11 protein-coding genes are annotated in these 17,334 nt (G+C 71.1%); 5 read left to right on the plus strand and 6 right to left on the minus strand.

Annotated features, from left to right (window positions below; all coding sequences use genetic code 11):
- Window positions 1–43: 43 nt before the first annotated feature.
- Window positions 44–901 (plus strand): Cof-type HAD-IIB family hydrolase, encoded by an 858-nt coding sequence (locus ACZ68P_RS08360; protein ID WP_471004177.1) that lies wholly within the window; start codon window positions 44–46, stop codon window positions 899–901.
- 61 nt (window positions 902–962) lie between these two features.
- On the opposite strand, the gene ACZ68P_RS08365 is transcribed toward ACZ68P_RS08360, so the two are convergent.
- The 4 genes from ACZ68P_RS08365 to ACZ68P_RS08380 form a co-directional block, all read right to left on the minus strand.
- Complete coding sequence (locus ACZ68P_RS08365) at window positions 963–2,771, minus strand: sensor histidine kinase (protein ID WP_471004179.1); 1,809 nt, start codon at window positions 2,769–2,771, stop codon at window positions 963–965.
- Between the two features lie 211 nt (window positions 2,772–2,982).
- The gene (cydD, locus tag ACZ68P_RS08370) at window positions 2,983–6,594 is read right to left on the minus strand and encodes a thiol reductant ABC exporter subunit CydD (protein ID WP_471004181.1); all 3,612 of its coding nucleotides are present in this window, start codon (window positions 6,592–6,594) and stop codon (window positions 2,983–2,985) included.
- A 28-nt stretch (window positions 6,595–6,622) separates the two neighbouring features.
- Window positions 6,623–7,627 (minus strand): cytochrome d ubiquinol oxidase subunit II, encoded by a 1,005-nt coding sequence (cydB, locus tag ACZ68P_RS08375; protein WP_471004183.1) that lies wholly within the window; start codon window positions 7,625–7,627, stop codon window positions 6,623–6,625.
- An 18-nt stretch (window positions 7,628–7,645) separates the two neighbouring features.
- Complete coding sequence (locus ACZ68P_RS08380) at window positions 7,646–9,154, minus strand: cytochrome ubiquinol oxidase subunit I (protein WP_471004185.1); 1,509 nt, start codon at window positions 9,152–9,154, stop codon at window positions 7,646–7,648.
- A 205-nt stretch (window positions 9,155–9,359) separates the two neighbouring features.
- Between ACZ68P_RS08380 and ACZ68P_RS08385 the strand changes: the two genes are divergently transcribed.
- The gene (locus tag ACZ68P_RS08385; protein ID WP_471004187.1) at window positions 9,360–9,746 is read left to right on the plus strand and encodes a cyclophilin-like fold protein; all 387 of its coding nucleotides are present in this window, start codon (window positions 9,360–9,362) and stop codon (window positions 9,744–9,746) included.
- A gap of 13 nt (window positions 9,747–9,759) precedes the next feature.
- On the opposite strand, the gene hisC is transcribed toward ACZ68P_RS08385, so the two are convergent.
- Window positions 9,760–10,869 carry a histidinol-phosphate transaminase gene (hisC, locus tag ACZ68P_RS08390; protein WP_471004893.1) on the minus strand — a complete coding sequence of 370 codons (1,110 nt, stop codon included), beginning with the start codon at window positions 10,867–10,869 and terminating at the stop codon, window positions 9,760–9,762.
- 378 nt (window positions 10,870–11,247) lie between these two features.
- Between hisC and ACZ68P_RS08395 the strand changes: the two genes are divergently transcribed.
- The 3 genes from ACZ68P_RS08395 to ACZ68P_RS08405 all read left to right on the plus strand — a co-directional run bounded on the left by ACZ68P_RS08395 (window position 11,248) and on the right by ACZ68P_RS08405 (window position 15,046).
- Entirely contained in the window at window positions 11,248–12,363 is a 1,116-nt protein-coding gene (locus ACZ68P_RS08395; RefSeq protein WP_471004189.1) for a LacI family DNA-binding transcriptional regulator, read from the plus strand.
- Between the two features lie 343 nt (window positions 12,364–12,706).
- The gene (locus ACZ68P_RS08400; protein WP_471004191.1) at window positions 12,707–14,065 is read left to right on the plus strand and encodes a metallophosphoesterase; all 1,359 of its coding nucleotides are present in this window, start codon (window positions 12,707–12,709) and stop codon (window positions 14,063–14,065) included.
- A gap of 159 nt (window positions 14,066–14,224) precedes the next feature.
- Window positions 14,225–15,046: a hypothetical protein gene (locus ACZ68P_RS08405; RefSeq protein WP_471004193.1), complete on the plus strand. Its 822-nt coding sequence runs from the start codon at window positions 14,225–14,227 to the stop codon at window positions 15,044–15,046.
- 208 nt (window positions 15,047–15,254) lie between these two features.
- On the opposite strand, the gene thiC is transcribed toward ACZ68P_RS08405, so the two are convergent.
- Window positions 15,255–17,030, minus strand: coding sequence for a phosphomethylpyrimidine synthase ThiC (gene thiC / locus ACZ68P_RS08410; RefSeq protein WP_471004195.1), 1,776 nt, complete (start codon window positions 17,028–17,030; stop codon window positions 15,255–15,257).
- Window positions 17,031–17,334 lie beyond the last annotated feature (304 nt).

A 17,334-nucleotide genomic window follows, 5' to 3' on the forward strand; every position in this document is an offset into this window, starting at 1 on the left:
GCCCACCCGCACGCCCGTGCACGGTGTACGGAAGAATGGCTCGGTGACCTCACCTCAGTCTCCGCTTCCCGCCGCCCCGGCCCCCCGGCTCATCGCCACCGACCTCGACGGCACCCTGCTGCGCGACGACAAGTCCGTCTCGGAGCGCACGGTCGCGGCGCTCGCCGCCGCGGAGCGGGCCGGCGTCGAGGTCTTCTTCGTCACCGGCCGCCCGGCCCGCTGGATGGACGTGGTCGCCGACCACGTCCACGGCCACGGCCTCGCGATCTGCGCCAACGGCGCGGCCGTCGTCGACCTGCACGCCGGCGGCACGTTCATCGAGGTGCGGCCCCTGGACCGGTCGATCGCCCTGGAGGTCGTACGGACCCTGCGGGACGCCGCCCCCGGCACCACCTTCGCGGTCGAGCTGACCACCGGCATCCACTACGAGCCGGGGTACCCGCCCTTCTTCCTCGACCCGGGCGCCACCATCGCCACCGCCGAGAAGCTGCTCTTCGAGGAGGAGCCGGGCGCCGCCGCCCCCGTCTTGAAGCTGCTCGCCCAGCACCCCGAGCTCGACCCGGACGGGTTCCTCACCGTGGCCCGTGTCGCGGCCGGAGACATGGCGTCGATCACCCGGTCCAGCCCCACTGCCCTGATCGAGATCAGCGGCCTCGGCGTCTCCAAGGCCTCGACCCTGGCCCTGTGCTGTGCCGAGCGCGGTATCTCGGCGGACGAGGTGGTTGCCTTCGGTGACATGCCCAACGACATCGAGATGCTCAGCTGGGCGGGCCGGTCGTACGCCATGGGCAACGCCCACCCCGACGTGCTCGCCGCCGCCTCCGGCCACACGGTCGCCAACAACGAGGACGGAGTGGCCGTGGTCATCGAGCGGCTCCTCGCGGGCACCCTCGACGACTGACCCGGCCCCACCCCGTCCTCCGACGACCGGCCGCGCCCGTCGGAGAAGGCGGGCAAACGGGCTACGGGGACGAGGCCGGCTGCAGCGGGGCCTGCCAGACGACCGTGGTACCGCCGCCGTCCTCGCCGATCCCGGGGCCGCACCAGCTCGACCCGCCGAGGGACTCGGCGCGCCGCGCCAGGTTGCGCAGCCCGCTGCGACGGCCGCCCTCGGGGAGGCCGATGCCGTCGTCCGCGACCGACAGCCGGACCCCGGCGGTGCCGTCGGGCAGTGCGGCGCCCGCGTCCACGACGACCTCGATGCGGGTCGCGTGGGCGTGCCGGAAGGCGTTGGAGAGCGCTTCGCGGAGAGCCGCGACGAGGTTCTTGCCGGTGAGGTCGCCGACCGTGGAGTCGATCGCGCCGAGGAAGCGGTGCACAGGGGTGAAGCCGAGCGGTACGGCGGCCATGTTGATCTCGCGCAGCACCCGGGTCCGCAGGCCCGACGGGGCCTCGGCCGGCCCCTGCTGCAGCGCGAAGATGGCGGTTCGGATCTCCTGGATCGTCACGTCGAGCTCGTCCACGGCCTTGCCGACCCCGTCGCGCACGGCGGGCACGAGCGACTTGCGCTGGGCGCTCTCCAGCATCATCCCGGTGGCGAACAGCCGCTGGATGACCAGGTCGTGCAGGTCCCGGGCGATCCGGTCGCGGTCCTCGTAGACGGCGAGGCGCTCACGGTCGCGCTGGGCGTCGGCCATCATCAGGGCGAGCGCCGCCTGGGAGGCGAACTGGGTCGCCAGCGTCCGCTCCGCCTCCGTGAACGGCCGCGCGCCCCTGGCGCGCGGTGTCGCCAGCGCGCCGAGCACCCTGCCCCCGCTGTGCAGCGGCAGCAGCATGCTGGGCCCGAACCGGGTGGCCAGCCGGCTGATCATCCGCGGATCGGTGGAGGCGTCGTCCAGGAACACGGCCTCTCCGTCGAGGAGGCGTGCCACCACCGCGCTCTCCGGCGGGATCACCACACCCAGGGACTCCGAGGGCGTGTCGGAGGAGACGGCGACGATCTCCAGGCCGCCGTCCTCGGCGGGCAGCAGCACGATCCCGGCCGCCGCGTCGGCGAGTCGGCGGGCCTGCTCGGCCACGACCGTCAGGGCGTCGTCGGCGTCTCCCCCGGAGAGCAGCGCGGTGGTGACGGCGACCGAGCCGTCGATCCAGCGCTCCCGCTGCCGGGCGGCCTCGTACAGCCGGGCGTTGCCGATGGCGATCCCGGCCTCGGTGGCGAGGACCCGGACCATGTGGACGTCGTAGTCGTGGAACTCGCTGCCGTCGCGTTTCTCGGAGAGGTAAAGGTTCCCGAAGACCTCGCCCTGCACCCGGATGGGGACACCGAGGAAGCTCCTCATCGGAGGGTGGCCGGGCGGGAACCCCGCCGAACGGGGATCGGAGGAGAGATCGGCGAGCCGGATCGTCCGGGGTTCCCGGATCAGGGCGCCGAGGAGCCCGGATTGGCCGTCGGGCCGCCGTCCGATGCGGTGCGCCACCTCCTCGTCCACGCCGTGGGTGACGAAGTCGGACAGCCCGTCGCCCTCCTCGTCGACGACCCCGATGGCGGCGTAGCGGGCGTCGGCGAGCTCGGCGGCCGTCTCGCAGATGCGGTCGAGGGTGGAGTGGAGTTCCAGGCCGGTGCCGACGGAGCGCATCGCCTCCAGGAGCTGGGGCACCCGCGCGGTGAGTTCCGTGGACAGGCCGTGAAGGCCGCGGGTGTCCCGGATCGCGGCTTCGAGGGGGTCGGACGTCCCTGGGTCCGCGGGGCCCACCGGGACCAGGCGCTCCCCGGGGGCGTGAGGGGCCTGGGAATACGGGGCGTCCGGAGGGTCGGGCACGGCGGCGGTCATGACCTTGAGCCTAGTAAGTCCCATTTGGAGAGAAAAGTCGGGCGCCTGGTACGACGATCCGCGCAGGCCGATCCCCGATCCCCTCCGCCCGCCGCCCTCCTCGATCGGGCGGCGCTCCCGCTGTCAGGCTCCGCCCACGACCTCAGCCCCGCCTCCGCCGGCCGCCGCGCACGACCGCTCGGTCAGGCGCCGCCCATGACCGCCGCGCAGATCAGCCGGCGCCCCCGCTCAGCGACAGGTCGCTCTCGCGTTCGCGCTCCAGCATCCGTCGCAGCGGCCCCGCCGTGGCGGCCAGCTCCGCGAACGCGCCGCGCTGCACGGTACGACCCTCGTCCAGGACCACCACCTCGTCGACGGCGTCGAGGCCGCGCAGCCGGTGGGTGATCAGGACGGTGGTGCGGCCCTCGGTGGCCACCAGGAGATCGTCCGTGAGCGCGTCCGCCGTGGCGAGGTCGAGGTGCTCGGCCGGCTCGTCGAGGACGAGGACGGGGAAGTCGGCGAGGAGCGCCCGCGCCAGGGCGAGGCGCTGTCGCTGGCCGCCGGAGAGCTTCGATCCGTGCTCGCCCACCATGGTGTCGAGGCCCTCGGGCAGCCCGTCCACCCACTCCAGGAGCCGGGCCCTGCGCAGCGCGGCCCGCAGCTCGTCGTCGGTCGCGTCGGTACGGGCCAGGCGCAGGTTCTCGCGCAGGGAGCTGTCGAAGGTGTGGGCGTCCTGGGCGCAGAGCCCGACGAGGCGGCGGACGTCGTCGCCGTCGAGCGAGGCCGCGTCGACCCCGCCGAGCCGGTACGTCCCCGCGTCGGCATCCAGGAAGCGCAGCAGCACCTGGGCGAGGGTGGTCTTCCCGGAGCCCGAGGCACCGACGACGGCGACCCGGCGCCCCGCCTCCAGAGTGAGGCCGAAACCGTCCAGGGCGTCCCGTTCCTGCCCGGCGTGACGGGCGCGCAGGTCGGCGATCTCCAGCGGGAAGGGGCTCGACGGCGGCTCGGCGGCGTGCTCCGGCTCGTGTACGGGAAGGGGCGCGTCGAGCACCTCGTACACCCGCTCGGCGCTCCGCTTGACGCGCTGGCGGTACTGGACGGCCAGCGGAAGTCCGGTGACGGCCTCGAACGCGGCGAGTGGGGTCAGGACGACCACCGCGAGGTTGACGCCGTCCAGACGCCCGTCGCGAACGGCCTGGACTCCGACGACCGCGGCGGCGGCGACCGTCAGCCCGCACGCCAGCGTGGAGAGCCCGGCGCCCAGAGCGGTGGCGGCGGACTGCCGGGAGGCGATGGAGGTGAGCGTACGGTCGGCGGACCTGGCCTTGCCGACGCGGTCACGCAACGCCCCCGCGACCGTCAGTTCGGCGCAGCCGCGCAGCAGGTCGACGACGGTGGTGGCGAGGGCGCCGCGCGCGGGGGCGAGCTGCCGCTCCGCGCGTCGGGCGAGGACCCCGCTCAGCAGCGGGACCGCCAGGCCCGCGGCCAGCAGGCCGACGGCGAGGACGGCTCCGGCCTCGGGCAGCAGCCAGCTGGTGAAGCCGACCGAGCCGGCCCCGACGACGAGGGCGGCTCCCACCGGGAGCAGCCAGCGCAGCCAGTAGTCCTGGAGGGCGTCGACGTCCTGGACGAGCCGGGAGAGGAGGTCGCCGCGCCGGGTGCGACGCAGTCCGGCGGGGGCGATGCGCTCCAGGCGCCGGTAGACGGAGACCCGCAGCTCCGCGAGCATCCGCAGCACGGCGTCGTGGGACACGAGCCGCTCGGCGTACCGGAACACGGCCCGGCCGATGCCGAAGGCGCGCGTGGCGGTGACGGCCATCATCAGATAGAGCACGGGGGGCTGCTCGGAGGCGCGGGAGATGAGCCATCCCGACACCGCCATGAGCCCGACGGCCGACCCCAGGGCCAGGCTGCCGAGCAGCAGCGCGAGCGCCATGCGGCCCTTGAGCTCTCCCGCCATGTCACGGACCCGCCGGAGGAGACGGACCCGGCCGGGCCCACCCCGGCCGCCGCCCCGGCCGTCGGTATCGGCGGATCCGATGACGGCCGGTCCGGGGCCGGCCGACACCGGACCGACACCCCGGCCCGCCTCCCCGGCACGGTCCACGGGCTCCGCGGCCACCGCCGACTCGGCTCCGTCCGCTTCTCCGGCCCGAAGCGGTGCCGGGGAGGCGGGGCGGCCGGTGTCCGGCACCCGCTTCGCGGTCGGCGGGGCCAGCGTGACCACCCGGTCCGCGACCGCGAGCAGTGCCGGTCGGTGAACGACCAGGAGCACCGTCCGGCCGGCCGCCAGTCGGCGCACCGCGTCGACCACGGCGGCCTCCGTCTCGCCGTCCAGCGCTGCCGTGGGTTCGTCCAGAAGCAGCAGCGGACGGTCGGCCAGGAACGCCCGGGCCAGCGCGAGGCGCTGCCGCTGCCCCGCGGAGAGGCCCGCCCCGTCCTCGCCCAGGACGGTGTCCATGCCCGCCGGCAGCCCGTCGACGAAGCCGTCCGCGCCCGCGTCCCGCAGGGCCTCCCGGACCGCCTGGTCGGTGGCGTCGGGACGGGCCAGCCGGACGTTCTCCGCGATCGTGCCCGCGAAGAGGTACGGCCGCTGCGGCACCCAGGCGATCCGGGACCGCCACTGCTCCAGGTCCAACGAGCCGAGTTCGGCGCCCCCGACCCGTACGGTTCCTCCCGCCTCGGGTGTCGCGAACCCGAGCACCACGTCGAGCAGCGTGGACTTGCCGATCCCGCTCGGCCCCACCAGGGCGACCGTCTCACCCGGCTCGACGACCAGCGAGGCTCCGTCCAGCGAGGACTCGGCGCGCCCCGCGTGACGGACGGTCACGTTCTCCAGCTCCAGGCGCGGGGACGTCGACGGTACGGCCGCGGTGCCGCTCTCCCGCACCGGGGCTTCGAGGACCTCGAAGATCTCCTCCGCTGCCGCCAGCCCCTCCGCCGCCGCGTGATACTGCGCCCCCACCTGCCGGATCGGAAGGTAGGCCTCGGGCGCGAGGATCAGGATGACCAGCCCCGTGTAGAGGTCGAGATCGCCGTGGACCAGTCGCATGCCGATCCCGACCGCGACGAGCGCCACCGAGAGCGTCGACAGCAGTTCCAGGGCGAAGGACGACAGGAAGGCGATCCGCAGCGTCTTCATCGTGGCCTGCCGGTACTCCGACGTGATGGCGCGGATCGACTCGGCCTGCGCCTTGGCGCGTCCGAAGACCTTGAGCGTCGGCAGCCCGGCCACCACGTCCAGGAAGTGCCCCGAGAGCCGTGACAGCAGCTTCCACTGCCGGTCCATCCTCGCCTGCGTGTACCAGCCGATGAGGATCATGAAGAGAGGGATGAGGGGCAGGGTGACGACGATGACGGCCGCCGACACCCAGTCCTCGGTGACGATCCTCGCCAGCACCGCCACCGGGACCACCACCGCGAGCCCCAGCTGCGGCAGATAGCGGGCGAAGTAGTCGTCAAGGGCGTCCACTCCCCGGGTCGCCAGGGCGGCGAGCGAACCCGCCCGTTGGCCGCTCAGCCACCCCGGCCCCAGCTCGGCCGCCCGCTGGAGCAGCCGGCCCCGCAGCTCGGACTTGACCGCCGCGCCGGCCCGGTGGGCGGCCAGTTCGGTGAGCCAGGAGATCAGCGCCCGTCCGGCCGCCACTCCGGCGAGCAGCAGCAACGGAGTGGTCAGATCGGGGACCGACCGGTCCTCCTGGAAGGCCCCGACCACGACGTCGGCGATCAGCATCGCCTGGGCGACGACCAGCGCCGCTCCGGCGAGACCGAGCACCACCACCGCCGCCAGGAAGAGGCGGGTGGCCCGGGCGTACCGGAGCAGACGCGGATCGATCGGTTTCACGTGAAACATCTCCCACTCATGAGCGGCGTCAGTGAGCGGCGTCGGCGATGTGCTGCGTGCCGATCCGCTTGCGGAACACCCAGTAGGTCCAGCCCTGGTAGAGCATCACCAACGGAGTCGCCACCGCCGCACACCACGTCATGATCTTCAACGTGTACGGGCTCGACGACGCGTTCGTCACCGTAAGGCTCCACGCGGGATCGAGCGAGGACGGCATGACGTTCGGGAAGAGCGTCAGGAAGAGCATCGCCACCGCGGCCGCGATCGTGATGCCGGAGAGCGCGAACGACCAGCCCTCGCGCCCCGCCTTGATGGCACCCACGGCGCCGACCAGCGCCACCACGGCGACGATCATGGCGACCAGGCTCCCGTTGTCTCCCTTGTCGGCCTGCGTCCAGGTCAGGAAACAGAGCGCCAGGACGGCGGTGGCGACTCCCAGCTTCAGGGCGAGCGCACGGGCCCGGACGCGGATGTCCCCGACCGTCTTGAGCGCGGCGAAAACCGCGCCGTGGAAGGTGAAGAGGCCGAGCGTCACCATGCCGCCGAGAAGGGCGTACGGGTTGAGCAGGTCCCCGAAGGTGCCGACGTACTCCTTCTGAGCGTCGATCTTCACTCCGCGCACGATGTTGCCGAAGGCGACGCCCCACAGCACGGCGGGGATCAGGGAGGTCCAGAAGATGGCGTGCTCCCAGTTGCGCTGCCAGTTCTCCTCGGGTCGCTTCACCCGGTACTCGAAGGCGACACCGCGCACGATCAGACAGACCAGGATGATCAGCAGCGGCAGGTAAAACCCGGAGAAGAGCGTCGCGTACCACTCGGGGAACGCGGCGAAGGTCGCGCCGCCCGCGGTCAGCAGCCACACCTCGTTGCCGTCCCAGACGGGGCCAATGGTGTTGATCAGCACCCGCTTCTCGGCGCGGTCACGGGCGAGGAGCTTGGTGAGGACGCCGACGCCGAAGTCGAAGCCTTCGAGGAAGAAGTAGCCGATCCAGAGGACGGCGATGAGTACGAACCAGACGTTGTGGAGTTCCATGCCTCGATCTCCTGAGCCTCAGTACGAGAAGGCCATGGGCCGGTCGGGGTCGCGCTCGTCCCCGCCGATCTTGGTGGGCGGGTTGAGGTCGGACTCCGTGAGTTCGGGCGGTCCGGCCTTGACGTACTTCACGAGCAGCCTGACCTCGATCACGGCGAGCACCGCGTACAGCAGCGTGAAGACGATCATGGAGGTGAGCACCTCGCCCTGCGAGACCCCGGGGGAGACCGCGTCCCTGGTGCGCAGCACCCCGTACACCACCCACGGCTGGCGGCCCATCTCGGTGAAGATCCAGCCCCAGGAGCTGGCGATCAGCGGGAAGGTCATGGTCCAGAGCGCGACGAGCCAGTACCAGTGGGTGAGCCTCGGGCTGAGAGCCTTCCGCTTGAACAGGACCAGGTGCGGTACCTCGTCCTCACCGGTCCGCATCCCCGGCGGGAGCATGAACCTCTTGCGGGTCAGCCAGAGGCCCAGCATGCCGATGGACAGCGAGGCCATGCCGAAGCCGATCATCCAGCGGAAGCCCCAGTACGCCACGGGGATGTTGGGCCGGTAGTCGCCGGGGCCGAACTTCTCCTGCTCGGCCTTGTTGACGTCGTTGATGCCCGGGACGTACGAGGTGAAGTCGTCGTTCGCGAGGAACGACAGCAGGCCGGGGACCTCGATGGCCACCGTGTTGTGGCCCTTCTCGACATCGCCGTACGCGAAGATCGAGAAGGGGGCCGGCGCCTCGCCGTCCCAGAGCGCCTCGGCGGCGGCCATCTTCATCGGCTGCTGCTTGAACATCACCTTGCCGAGCAGGTCACCGCTGATCGCCGTGCCGAGACCGGCGATGATCAGCGTGATCAGTCCGAGCCGTAGTGAGGTCCGCATCACCGGGATGTGCTTCTTGCGCGCCAGATGGAAGGCGGATATGCCGACCATGAACGCGCCGCCGACCAGGAAGGCGGCCGTCATCGTGTGGAAGAACTGGGTGAGGGCGGTGTTCTGGGTGAGTACGAGCCAGAAGTCGGTGAGTTCGGCCCGGCCCCGCTCCTCGTTGATGCGGTAGCCGACCGGGTGCTGCATCCAGGAGTTCGCCGCCAGGATGAAGTACGCGGAGAGGATCGTGCCGATCGACACCATCCACATGCAGCCGAGGTGGATCTTCTTGGGCAGCTTGTCCCATCCGAAGATCCACAGGCCGATGAAGGTCGACTCGAAGAAGAAGGCGATCAGGGCCTCGAAGGCGAGAGGCGCACCGAAGACGTCCCCGACGAAGCGCGAGTAGTCGGACCAGTTCATGCCGAACTGGAACTCCTGCACGATGCCGGTGACGACACCCATCGCGATGTTGATCAGAAAAAGCTTGCCCCAGAACTTCGTGGCCCTGAGGTACTTCTCCTTCCCCGTGCGTACCCAAGCCGTCTGGAGACCGGCGGTGAGCGCGGCGAGGGAGATCGTCAGGGGGACGAAGAGAAAGTGGTAGACGGTGGTGATGCCGAACTGCCATCGCGCCAGAGTCTCTGGCGCCAGAGCGAGGTCCACGTCGTCTTCTCCTTACATCGCCGTGGTCACAGGGGGCGACCTGCCCCTTTAATCCCACCCATCCCGGGATGAACCGTGACACGCTTGTGAACGCGTTCACATTCACAAGCATTATGACTCATACGAAATCCGTATGAGTACCGGGGGGTCCCTACTCGAAGGTCACCCCTTCCCCCAACCTTCAACATATTGTTGAATCGGGGTCATGACCCTTCGTATCCGTCTCTCCTGGCCTGCCGGACACACCACGGCCACCATCGACGAAACCCCCACGAGCAAGGCGCTCGTGGGGGTTCTCCCGATCTCCTCCACCGCCCGGACCTGGGGCGAGGAAGTGTATTTCGACACACCTGTCTCCGCCGCCGTCGAAGCCGGCGCGCGGCAGGTGGTGGAGCCGGGCACGGTCGCGTTCTGGACGGAGGGCGACGCGCTCGCCCTTCCCTACGGGCCCACACCGATATCCCGGGGAGCCGAGTGCCGGCTCGCCTCCCCGTGCAACCTGCTGGGCTCGCTCGACGGCGACCCGCGCGTCCTGGCCACTGTCAGGGACGGCGACCCGATCCGGGTGGAGCTGGTGACCGACCAGCCCTGATGACGGACCGGCCTCAGCCCTCCTTGCGGAAGCCCTCCGCCGCCTTGAGGAACAGGTCGTTCGCCTCGCACTCACCGATCGTGACGCGCACGCCCTCGCCCGCGAACGGCCGCACCACCACTCCGTGCCGCTCGCACTCCGCCGCGAAGTCCACCGTCCGCTCACCGAGCCGCAGCCAGACGAAGTTCGCCTGGGTGTCCGGCACGGTCCAGCCCTGGGCCACGAGCCCGGCGTGGACCCGCTCGCGCTCGCACACCAGCGAGCCGACCCGCCCGATCAGTTCGTCCTCGGCCCGCAGCGAGGCGACCGCCGCGTCCTGGGCGACCTGGCTCACTCCGAACGGCACCGCCGTCTTGCGCAGCGCCGCCGCCACCGGCTCGTGGGCGATCGCGAAACCGACCCGCAGCCCCGCGAGACCGTACGCCTTGGAGAACGTCCGCAGCACTGCCACGTTCGGGCGGTCGCGGTAGAGCTCGATGCCGTCCGGCACGTCGGTGTCGCGGACGAACTCCCGGTACGCCTCGTCGATCACCACGAGGACGTCGGAGGGCACCCGGCCAAGGAAACGCTCCAGCTCGGCCCGGCGCACCGCCGTACCCGTGGGGTTGTTCGGGTTGCAGACGAAGATCAGCCGGGTCCGGTCGGTGATCGCCTCGGCCATCGCGTCGAGATCGTGGACCTCGCCCTCGGTCAGCGGCACCTGCACCGGCGTCGCCCCGCTGATCCGCGTGATGATCGGGTACGCCTCGAAGGACCGCCAGGCGTACATGACCTCGTCACCCGGGCCGGCCGTCGCCTGGATGAGCGACTGCGCGATACCCACCGAGCCCGTGCCGGTGGCCAGGTGCGAGACAGGCACGCCGAAGCGGTCGGCGAGCTCCTGCATCAGGCCGGTGCAGGCCATGTCGGGGTAGCGGTTGAAGTTCGCGGCCGCGGCCAGCGCGCTCTCCATCACCCCGGGCAGCGGCGGGTACGGGTTCTCGTTGGAGGACAGCTTGAAGGCGATCGGGCCACCCGCGGCGGCCGGCTTGCCCGGCTTGTACGTCGGAATGCCGTCCAGCACGGCACGCAGCTTCGGGCCGCCCGCGCCGCTCGTCCCGCCGGCCCCGCCGGTCTCGCTCACTGAGCTCACTGTGGTCCTCCTCGACCGTCCGTACCACCAATACTCCTCACCTTATGAGGATTCCCGTCCGCTGCGAATGGGCTGTGGACAACCTCATCCCCGAGCTGTGGAAAACAGAGGGAGCGCGGGCCCGGGTGGCGCGCGCCGGTGGCGGGCGCCGTGGCGCGCATCCCCCGTAGAGGTGAGTTGAGACCTCTTCGAGACATCGCTCCCGTGGCAGGCTCATGCCCGTCGGCGACCCTAGATCCACCGCACAGCGGTCTAACTACCTTTATTTCCAAGGCAATTGACCTATCTGGATCATGCAGAAACGTGCCTGTCAACGAGTGAATATGCGACCGGCTCACCCACCCGCCCTCGCCCTACTATCGGCTCGCCATGACAGCAGCAGGGAAGCACCAGGTGAGCCGGGCACAGACCCGGGGAAGCCGGCAGGGCAGAGCGGGCATCCGGGACGTAGCCGCCGCCGCCGGGGTCTCCATCACGACTGTCTCCGACGCTCTCAACGGTAAGGGCCGGCTCCCGGACGCCACCCGCCGCCACGTTCGCGAAGTCGCAGACCGGCTGGGCTACCGCCCATCCGCGGCGGCCCGCACGCTCCGTACCGGCAAGTCGGGCCTCATCGGCCTGACCGTGACGACCTACGGGGATGAACCTTTCACCTTCACCGAATTCGCGTACTTCGCGGAGATGGCCAGAGCCGCGACCTCGGCCGCGCTCGCCCGCGGCTATGCCCTGGTCATCCTCCCCGCCACCTCCCGCCATGACGTCTGGTCGAACGTCGCCCTCGACGGGACCGTCGTCATCGATCCCTCCGACCACGACCCCGTCGTCACCGAGCTGGTCCGCCAGGGCCTGCCCGTCGTCTCCGACGGCCGACCCGCCGGCACCCTCCCGGTGACCGCCTGGGTCGACAACGACCACGAAGCCGCCGTCCTCGACCTCCTCGACCACCTCGCCGCCGCGGGCGCCCGCAGGATCGGGCTGCTCACCGGCACCACCACCGACACCTACACCCGCCTGTCCACCACCGCGTACCTCAACTGGTGCGAGCGGGTCGGACAGGATCCCGTCTACGAGGCCTATCCGGCGCACGATCCGTGCGCGGGCGCCGTCGCGGCCGACCGGCTGCTCGCCCGCCCCGATCGCCCCGACGCCGTGTACGGGCTCTTCGACCCCAACGGAACCGACCTCCTGGCGGCCGCGCGCCGTTACGGGCTGCGGGTACCGGACGACCTGCTGCTGGTCTGCTGCAGCGAGTCGACCGTCTATGCCACCACCGAACCGCCCATCACGACCCTCTCGCTCAAGCCGCGCCGGATCGGCACCGCCGTCGTCCAGCTCCTCATCGACGCCATCGAGGGGAACGACGCCGACGGACCGGTCGAGCGGGTGATACCGACCGAACTCATCGTCCGGACCTCCTCCCAGAGGCGTTCACCCCGGACGACCGTCAGTCCGCCACGCTCCCCCTCGAAGGACGAGAAGGACTGAGAAGGGCTCGGAAGGACCGGAGGATCCAGGAGGACCCGAAGGGTCCGGAAGACCCTGGAAGAGCCCGGAAGGGGCCGGAAGGACCACGCGAACGAAGGACCCCAGGGTCGCGTACGCGCCGATGTCCGGCCCAAACCGAGAGCCGGCCCGGCTCGAACCCTGGCCTAGACCTTCTCAATTCGGGCGAAACAACCGGTGAACCCGGAGTGGACCCGGATTCACCACCCCTGGTGCGTCACACAGGAGGACCCTCATTCCTATGATGGGCGCACGACACCGCGGACCACCCCGACCAGGCAGGGTCCGCGATGTGCAGGGCATCGCGACGGTGGTGGAGGGGTCGATGACTCAGGGGGCCGGGCAGGAACCCGTGGTGCGCACGGCGACATTGCGTGACTTCCGCGTACCGCCGTACGCCCGGGTGCCCGTGCAGGGCCATGCCACCGAGCCGCCCGCCGAGGCTCCGGGTCTCCCCGGAGCGCCGGCGGACCGCGGCCCGGGCGCACCCGTCGCGGGCGTTCCCGCGGCGCCGGTGGCGCCCGCGCCACGTGCCGCTTCCGCCGCACCGGGAGCACTGGGAGCACTGGGAGCACCGGGCATGGGAGCGCCGGGAGTCGGCGCGTCCGGCGCCGCGCTCGACCGCACACTCCACCTCGGCCATGTCATGGCCACCCGTACGGAGAGCCCCGCCGCCGCCGTGCCGACCGCCTCCGTCCCGGCCGACCCGGCGGGCCACCCCGGCAACGCCTTCCCGGAGGGCGACCTCCCCGAGGGCTACACCCCGACCGAGCGCGACCTGCCGGTCATCAACCGGGGCGACACGGTCCAGGTCCAGGTCGAGCCGGCCCCGGCCCCCGCGCAGGCACCGGTGACGGGTGACGGCCCCGGCCCGCTCTACGTCGTCGGCGACGTCCACGGCTATCTCGACGAACTCGTCGCGGCCCTGCGTGCCCAGGGCCTCATCGACGAGAACGGCGGCTGGGCCGCGGGCAACGCCCGCCTCTGGTTCCTCGGCGACTTCACCGACCGCGGGCCCGACGGCATCGGCGTCATCGACCTCGTCATGCGCCTGTCGGCCGAGGCCGCCGCCGCCGGCGGCTACTGCAAGGCCCTGATGGGCAATCACGAACTGCTCCTGATCGGTGCCAAGCGCTTCGCCGACACGCCGGTGAACTCCGGCGCCGGCACCGCCACGTTCCAGGCGGCCTGGCTGCTCAACGGCGGGCAGAAGTACGACATGGACCGCCTCCAGGACGTCCATCTGCAGTGGATGTCCCGGCTGGACGCCGTCGTGGAGGAGGACGGGCACCTCCTCCTGCACTCCGACACCACCGCGTACCTCGACTACGGCAGCACCATCGAGGACGTCAACGAGACGGTCCACGAGATCATCAACCGCAACGACGCCGACGAGGTCTGGGACCTGTTCCGCAAGTTCACCAAGCGCTTCGCCTTCCGTGACGACGGCGGCCCCGAGGCGGTGCGGGAGCTGCTCGACACCTACGGCGGCCGCCGCGTCGTCCACGGTCACAGCCCCATCCCGTACCTCCTGGGCCAGGTCGGCACGGAGGACGGCGAGAGCGGCTCGGACCCGGTCGTCGACGGACCGCACGTGTACGCGGACGGTCTGGCGATCGCCATGGACGGCGGCGTGACCATGGCCGGAAAGCTTCTGGTCGTCCAACTCCCCCTGAACGGCTGATGGATAACCCTGCGCATCCGGGGCAGGCGATTTCGGGAAACCCCCTGTCACCCTGTGGCGTAACCGGAATACCATCGGCACATCCGTAGCAGGCTCTCCTCCGTTTCCGCCAACCGCCCGCACGTCCGCGGGCGGTCCGGCCCTACGGAGCATCGGGGGATGCACATGAACGTGGCTCCGCACCTGCTGACCGAGGACCGCTCCGAGTTCGAGCGCGTCCTCGACGACGCACTGCGTCACGCGCACGACCGTCCGGATCTCGCCGAGGTCGGGACCAGACTCACGGCCGCGCAACTGCGCGCGATGGCACTGAGCGCGACGGCCCTGATCACGGCCGCGGCCGCGCCCGAGTACGACCACTTCGTGAAGATACGTGAGCAGGGACGCTCCAGCGGTACGAGTGTCATGGGCGCCGTCCTCGCGGCGGACGGCGACGGGGCGGGCGGCGGTCCCGGCGCGGGCGTCGTCGCGATCGTCACGGTCCTGGCGCCCGTGCTCGCGGGCACCGCGGCGGTGATCTTCCTGCTGGTCGGGGCCGTCCTGAAAGTCCTGGCCCCGGCACTGCAGTTCGCCGACACCCTGCTGACGGCCGGCTGGTTCTTCGGCGCCGTCGCCGCGGCCGGGCTGCTCTGCGCGGCCGCCGGACTGCTCGTCACGGCGCTGCGCAACAGAGCCACCGAGGTGGCGGCGGATTCCGGGGCCGCCGCGGGGGACGAGCTGTCCCTCGCGAGGGATGCCTGGCGTCACGCCCTGCTCGAACGGGGGATCCTGCCGTTCCTGCGAGACGCGCTGGCCGACCCCGGCGCCGCTCGACCCGCCCCCACCCCCAGGCCCCGTCCGGTCTCCCGGATCCCGAAGGTCGGGTACAGCGGCCCGGACTTCTCCAGCCCCGGCGAGGGCGCCTCGGGCAACCGACCGTCGTACAGCAGTCCGGACTTCTCCAGCCCGGACTTCGGGCCCCCCGAGAACGTGCCGGACTGACACGACTCACACCGCCCGAGGACGCGGAGGCCCGACACCGCCCGCGCACGCGTCGCACCGGCCGTGGCCCGCGCACGTACCGGCCTGACCGGCGAGGACGTCCAAGGACGCGGCCCGAGCCGGGTACGGGCCGCACGGCCCCCCGCGGCCATGCGGTCCGTACCCGGGCCCCTACCCGCCCCGGACACGACGGGGCGGAGTCCCGTGGCTACTCCGCCAGCGGGAGGTACACCCGGTTGCCGGACGCGGCGAACTCCGCCGACTTCTCCGCCATGCCGGCCTCGATCTCCCGCGACTTCAGGTCGCCCCCGTGCTCGCGCCGGATGTCCTGCGAGATCTTCATCGAGCAGAACTTCGGACCGCACATGGAACAGAAGTGCGCGGTCTTCGCCGGCTCCGCGGGCAGCGTCTCGTCGTGGAACTCGCGGGCCGTGTCCGGGTCGAGCGCCAGGTTGAACTGGTCCTCCCAGCGGAACTCGAACCGCGCGTCCGACAGCGCGTCGTCCCACTCCTGCGCCCCCGGGTGCCCCTTCGCCAGGTCCGCCGCGTGCGCCGCGATCTTGTACGTGATGACACCGGTCTTCACATCGTCGCGGTTCGGCAGGCCCAGGTGCTCCTTGGGGGTGACGTAGCAGAGCATCGCCGTACCCCACCAGGCGATCATCGCGGCGCCGATACCGGAGGTGATGTGGTCGTAGGCGGGCGCGACGTCCGTGGTCAGGGGGCCGAGGGTGTAGAACGGCGCCTCCTCGCAGATCTCCTGCTGGAGGTCGATGTTCTCCTTGATCTTGTGCATCGGGACGTGGCCCGGGCCCTCGATCATCGTCTGGACGTTGTGCCGCTTGGCGATCGTGTTCAGCTCGCCGAGGGTCCGCAGCTCGGCGAACTGCGCCTCGTCGTTGGCGTCCGCGATCGAGCCGGGACGCAGCCCGTCACCCAGCGAGTAGGTGACGTCGTAGGTCGCCAGGATGTCGCAGAGTTCCTCGAAGTTCGTGTAGAGGAAGTTCTCCTTGTGGTGCGCCAGGCACCAGGCGGCCATGATCGAGCCGCCGCGCGAGACGATGCCGGTCTTGCGGCGGGCGGTGAGCGGCACGTACGGCAGCAGCACGCCGGCGTGGACCGTCATGTAGTCGACGCCCTGCTCGGCCTGCTCGATGACCGTGTCCTTGTAGATCTCCCAGGTCAGCTCCTCGGCCCGGCCGTCGACCTTCTCCAGGGCCTGGTAGAGCGGCACGGTGCCGATCGGCACGGGGGAGTTGCGCAGCACCCACTCGCGGGTGGTGTGGATGTTGCGGCCGGTGGACAGGTCCATGACCGTGTCCGCGCCCCACCTGGTCGCCCATGTCATTTTTTCCACCTCCTCCTCGATGGAGGAGGTGACGGCGGAGTTGCCGATGTTGGCGTTGACCTTCACCAGGAACCGCTTGCCGATGATCATCGGCTCGATCTCCGGGTGGTTCACGTTCGCCGGGAGTACGGCACGACCTGCGGCGATCTCCTCGCGGACGACCTCGGGGGAGACGTTCTCGCGGATGGCGACGTACTCCATCTCCGGGGTGATCTCACCCCGGCGGGCGTACGCGAGCTGCGTCACCGCCTGGCCGTCGCGGCCCCGCCGGGGCAGGCGCGGGCGACCGGGGAAGACCGCGTCGAGGTTCTTGAGTCCCCCTCCGCGCGGCGAGGTGTGCTTGATCCCGTCGTCCTCGGGGCGGGCCGGGCGGCCCGCGTACTCCTCGGTGTCGCCCCGGCCGATGATCCAGTTCTCGCGCAGCGGCGCCAGGCCCCGCCGGACGTCGGTGTCGATGGCGGGGTCGGTGTACGGCCCGGACGTGTCGTACAGCGTCACGTCCGTGCCGTTGGTGAGGTGCACCTGACGGACCGGTACGCGGAGGTCGGGGCGCGATCCCTCGACGTACCCCTTGTGCCAGCCGGGCTTGCGCTCGTCCTGGCTGGTGGCAGGCGTGCGTGCATCCTGAATGGTCATGAGACCGATCTCCCTACGCCGGCATTACCCGGTAACAGGTTCGGCGGTCGGCGCAGCCTCTTCCCGTACGTACGTCATGCGCGCGTACGGTGATCAGCGCCCTCTCAGCCCGGTGCTCCGAGCTCCCGCGTGTGCAAAGGTGCCACCACGCTAGCGTCAACCCGGGCGTGCTGAACAGTGGGCCCCCGCCGTTCTTGCGATGATCGGTCGGTGACTTCCTCGCAGCAGACCCCCGGACCCCCTGGCAACGGCGACGGAAACGGCGGCGCCGGTGATGGGCGGAGCGACGGCCGCGGCAGGCACG

The sequence above is a fragment of the Streptomyces sp. NPDC036822 genome (assembly GCF_055609145.1).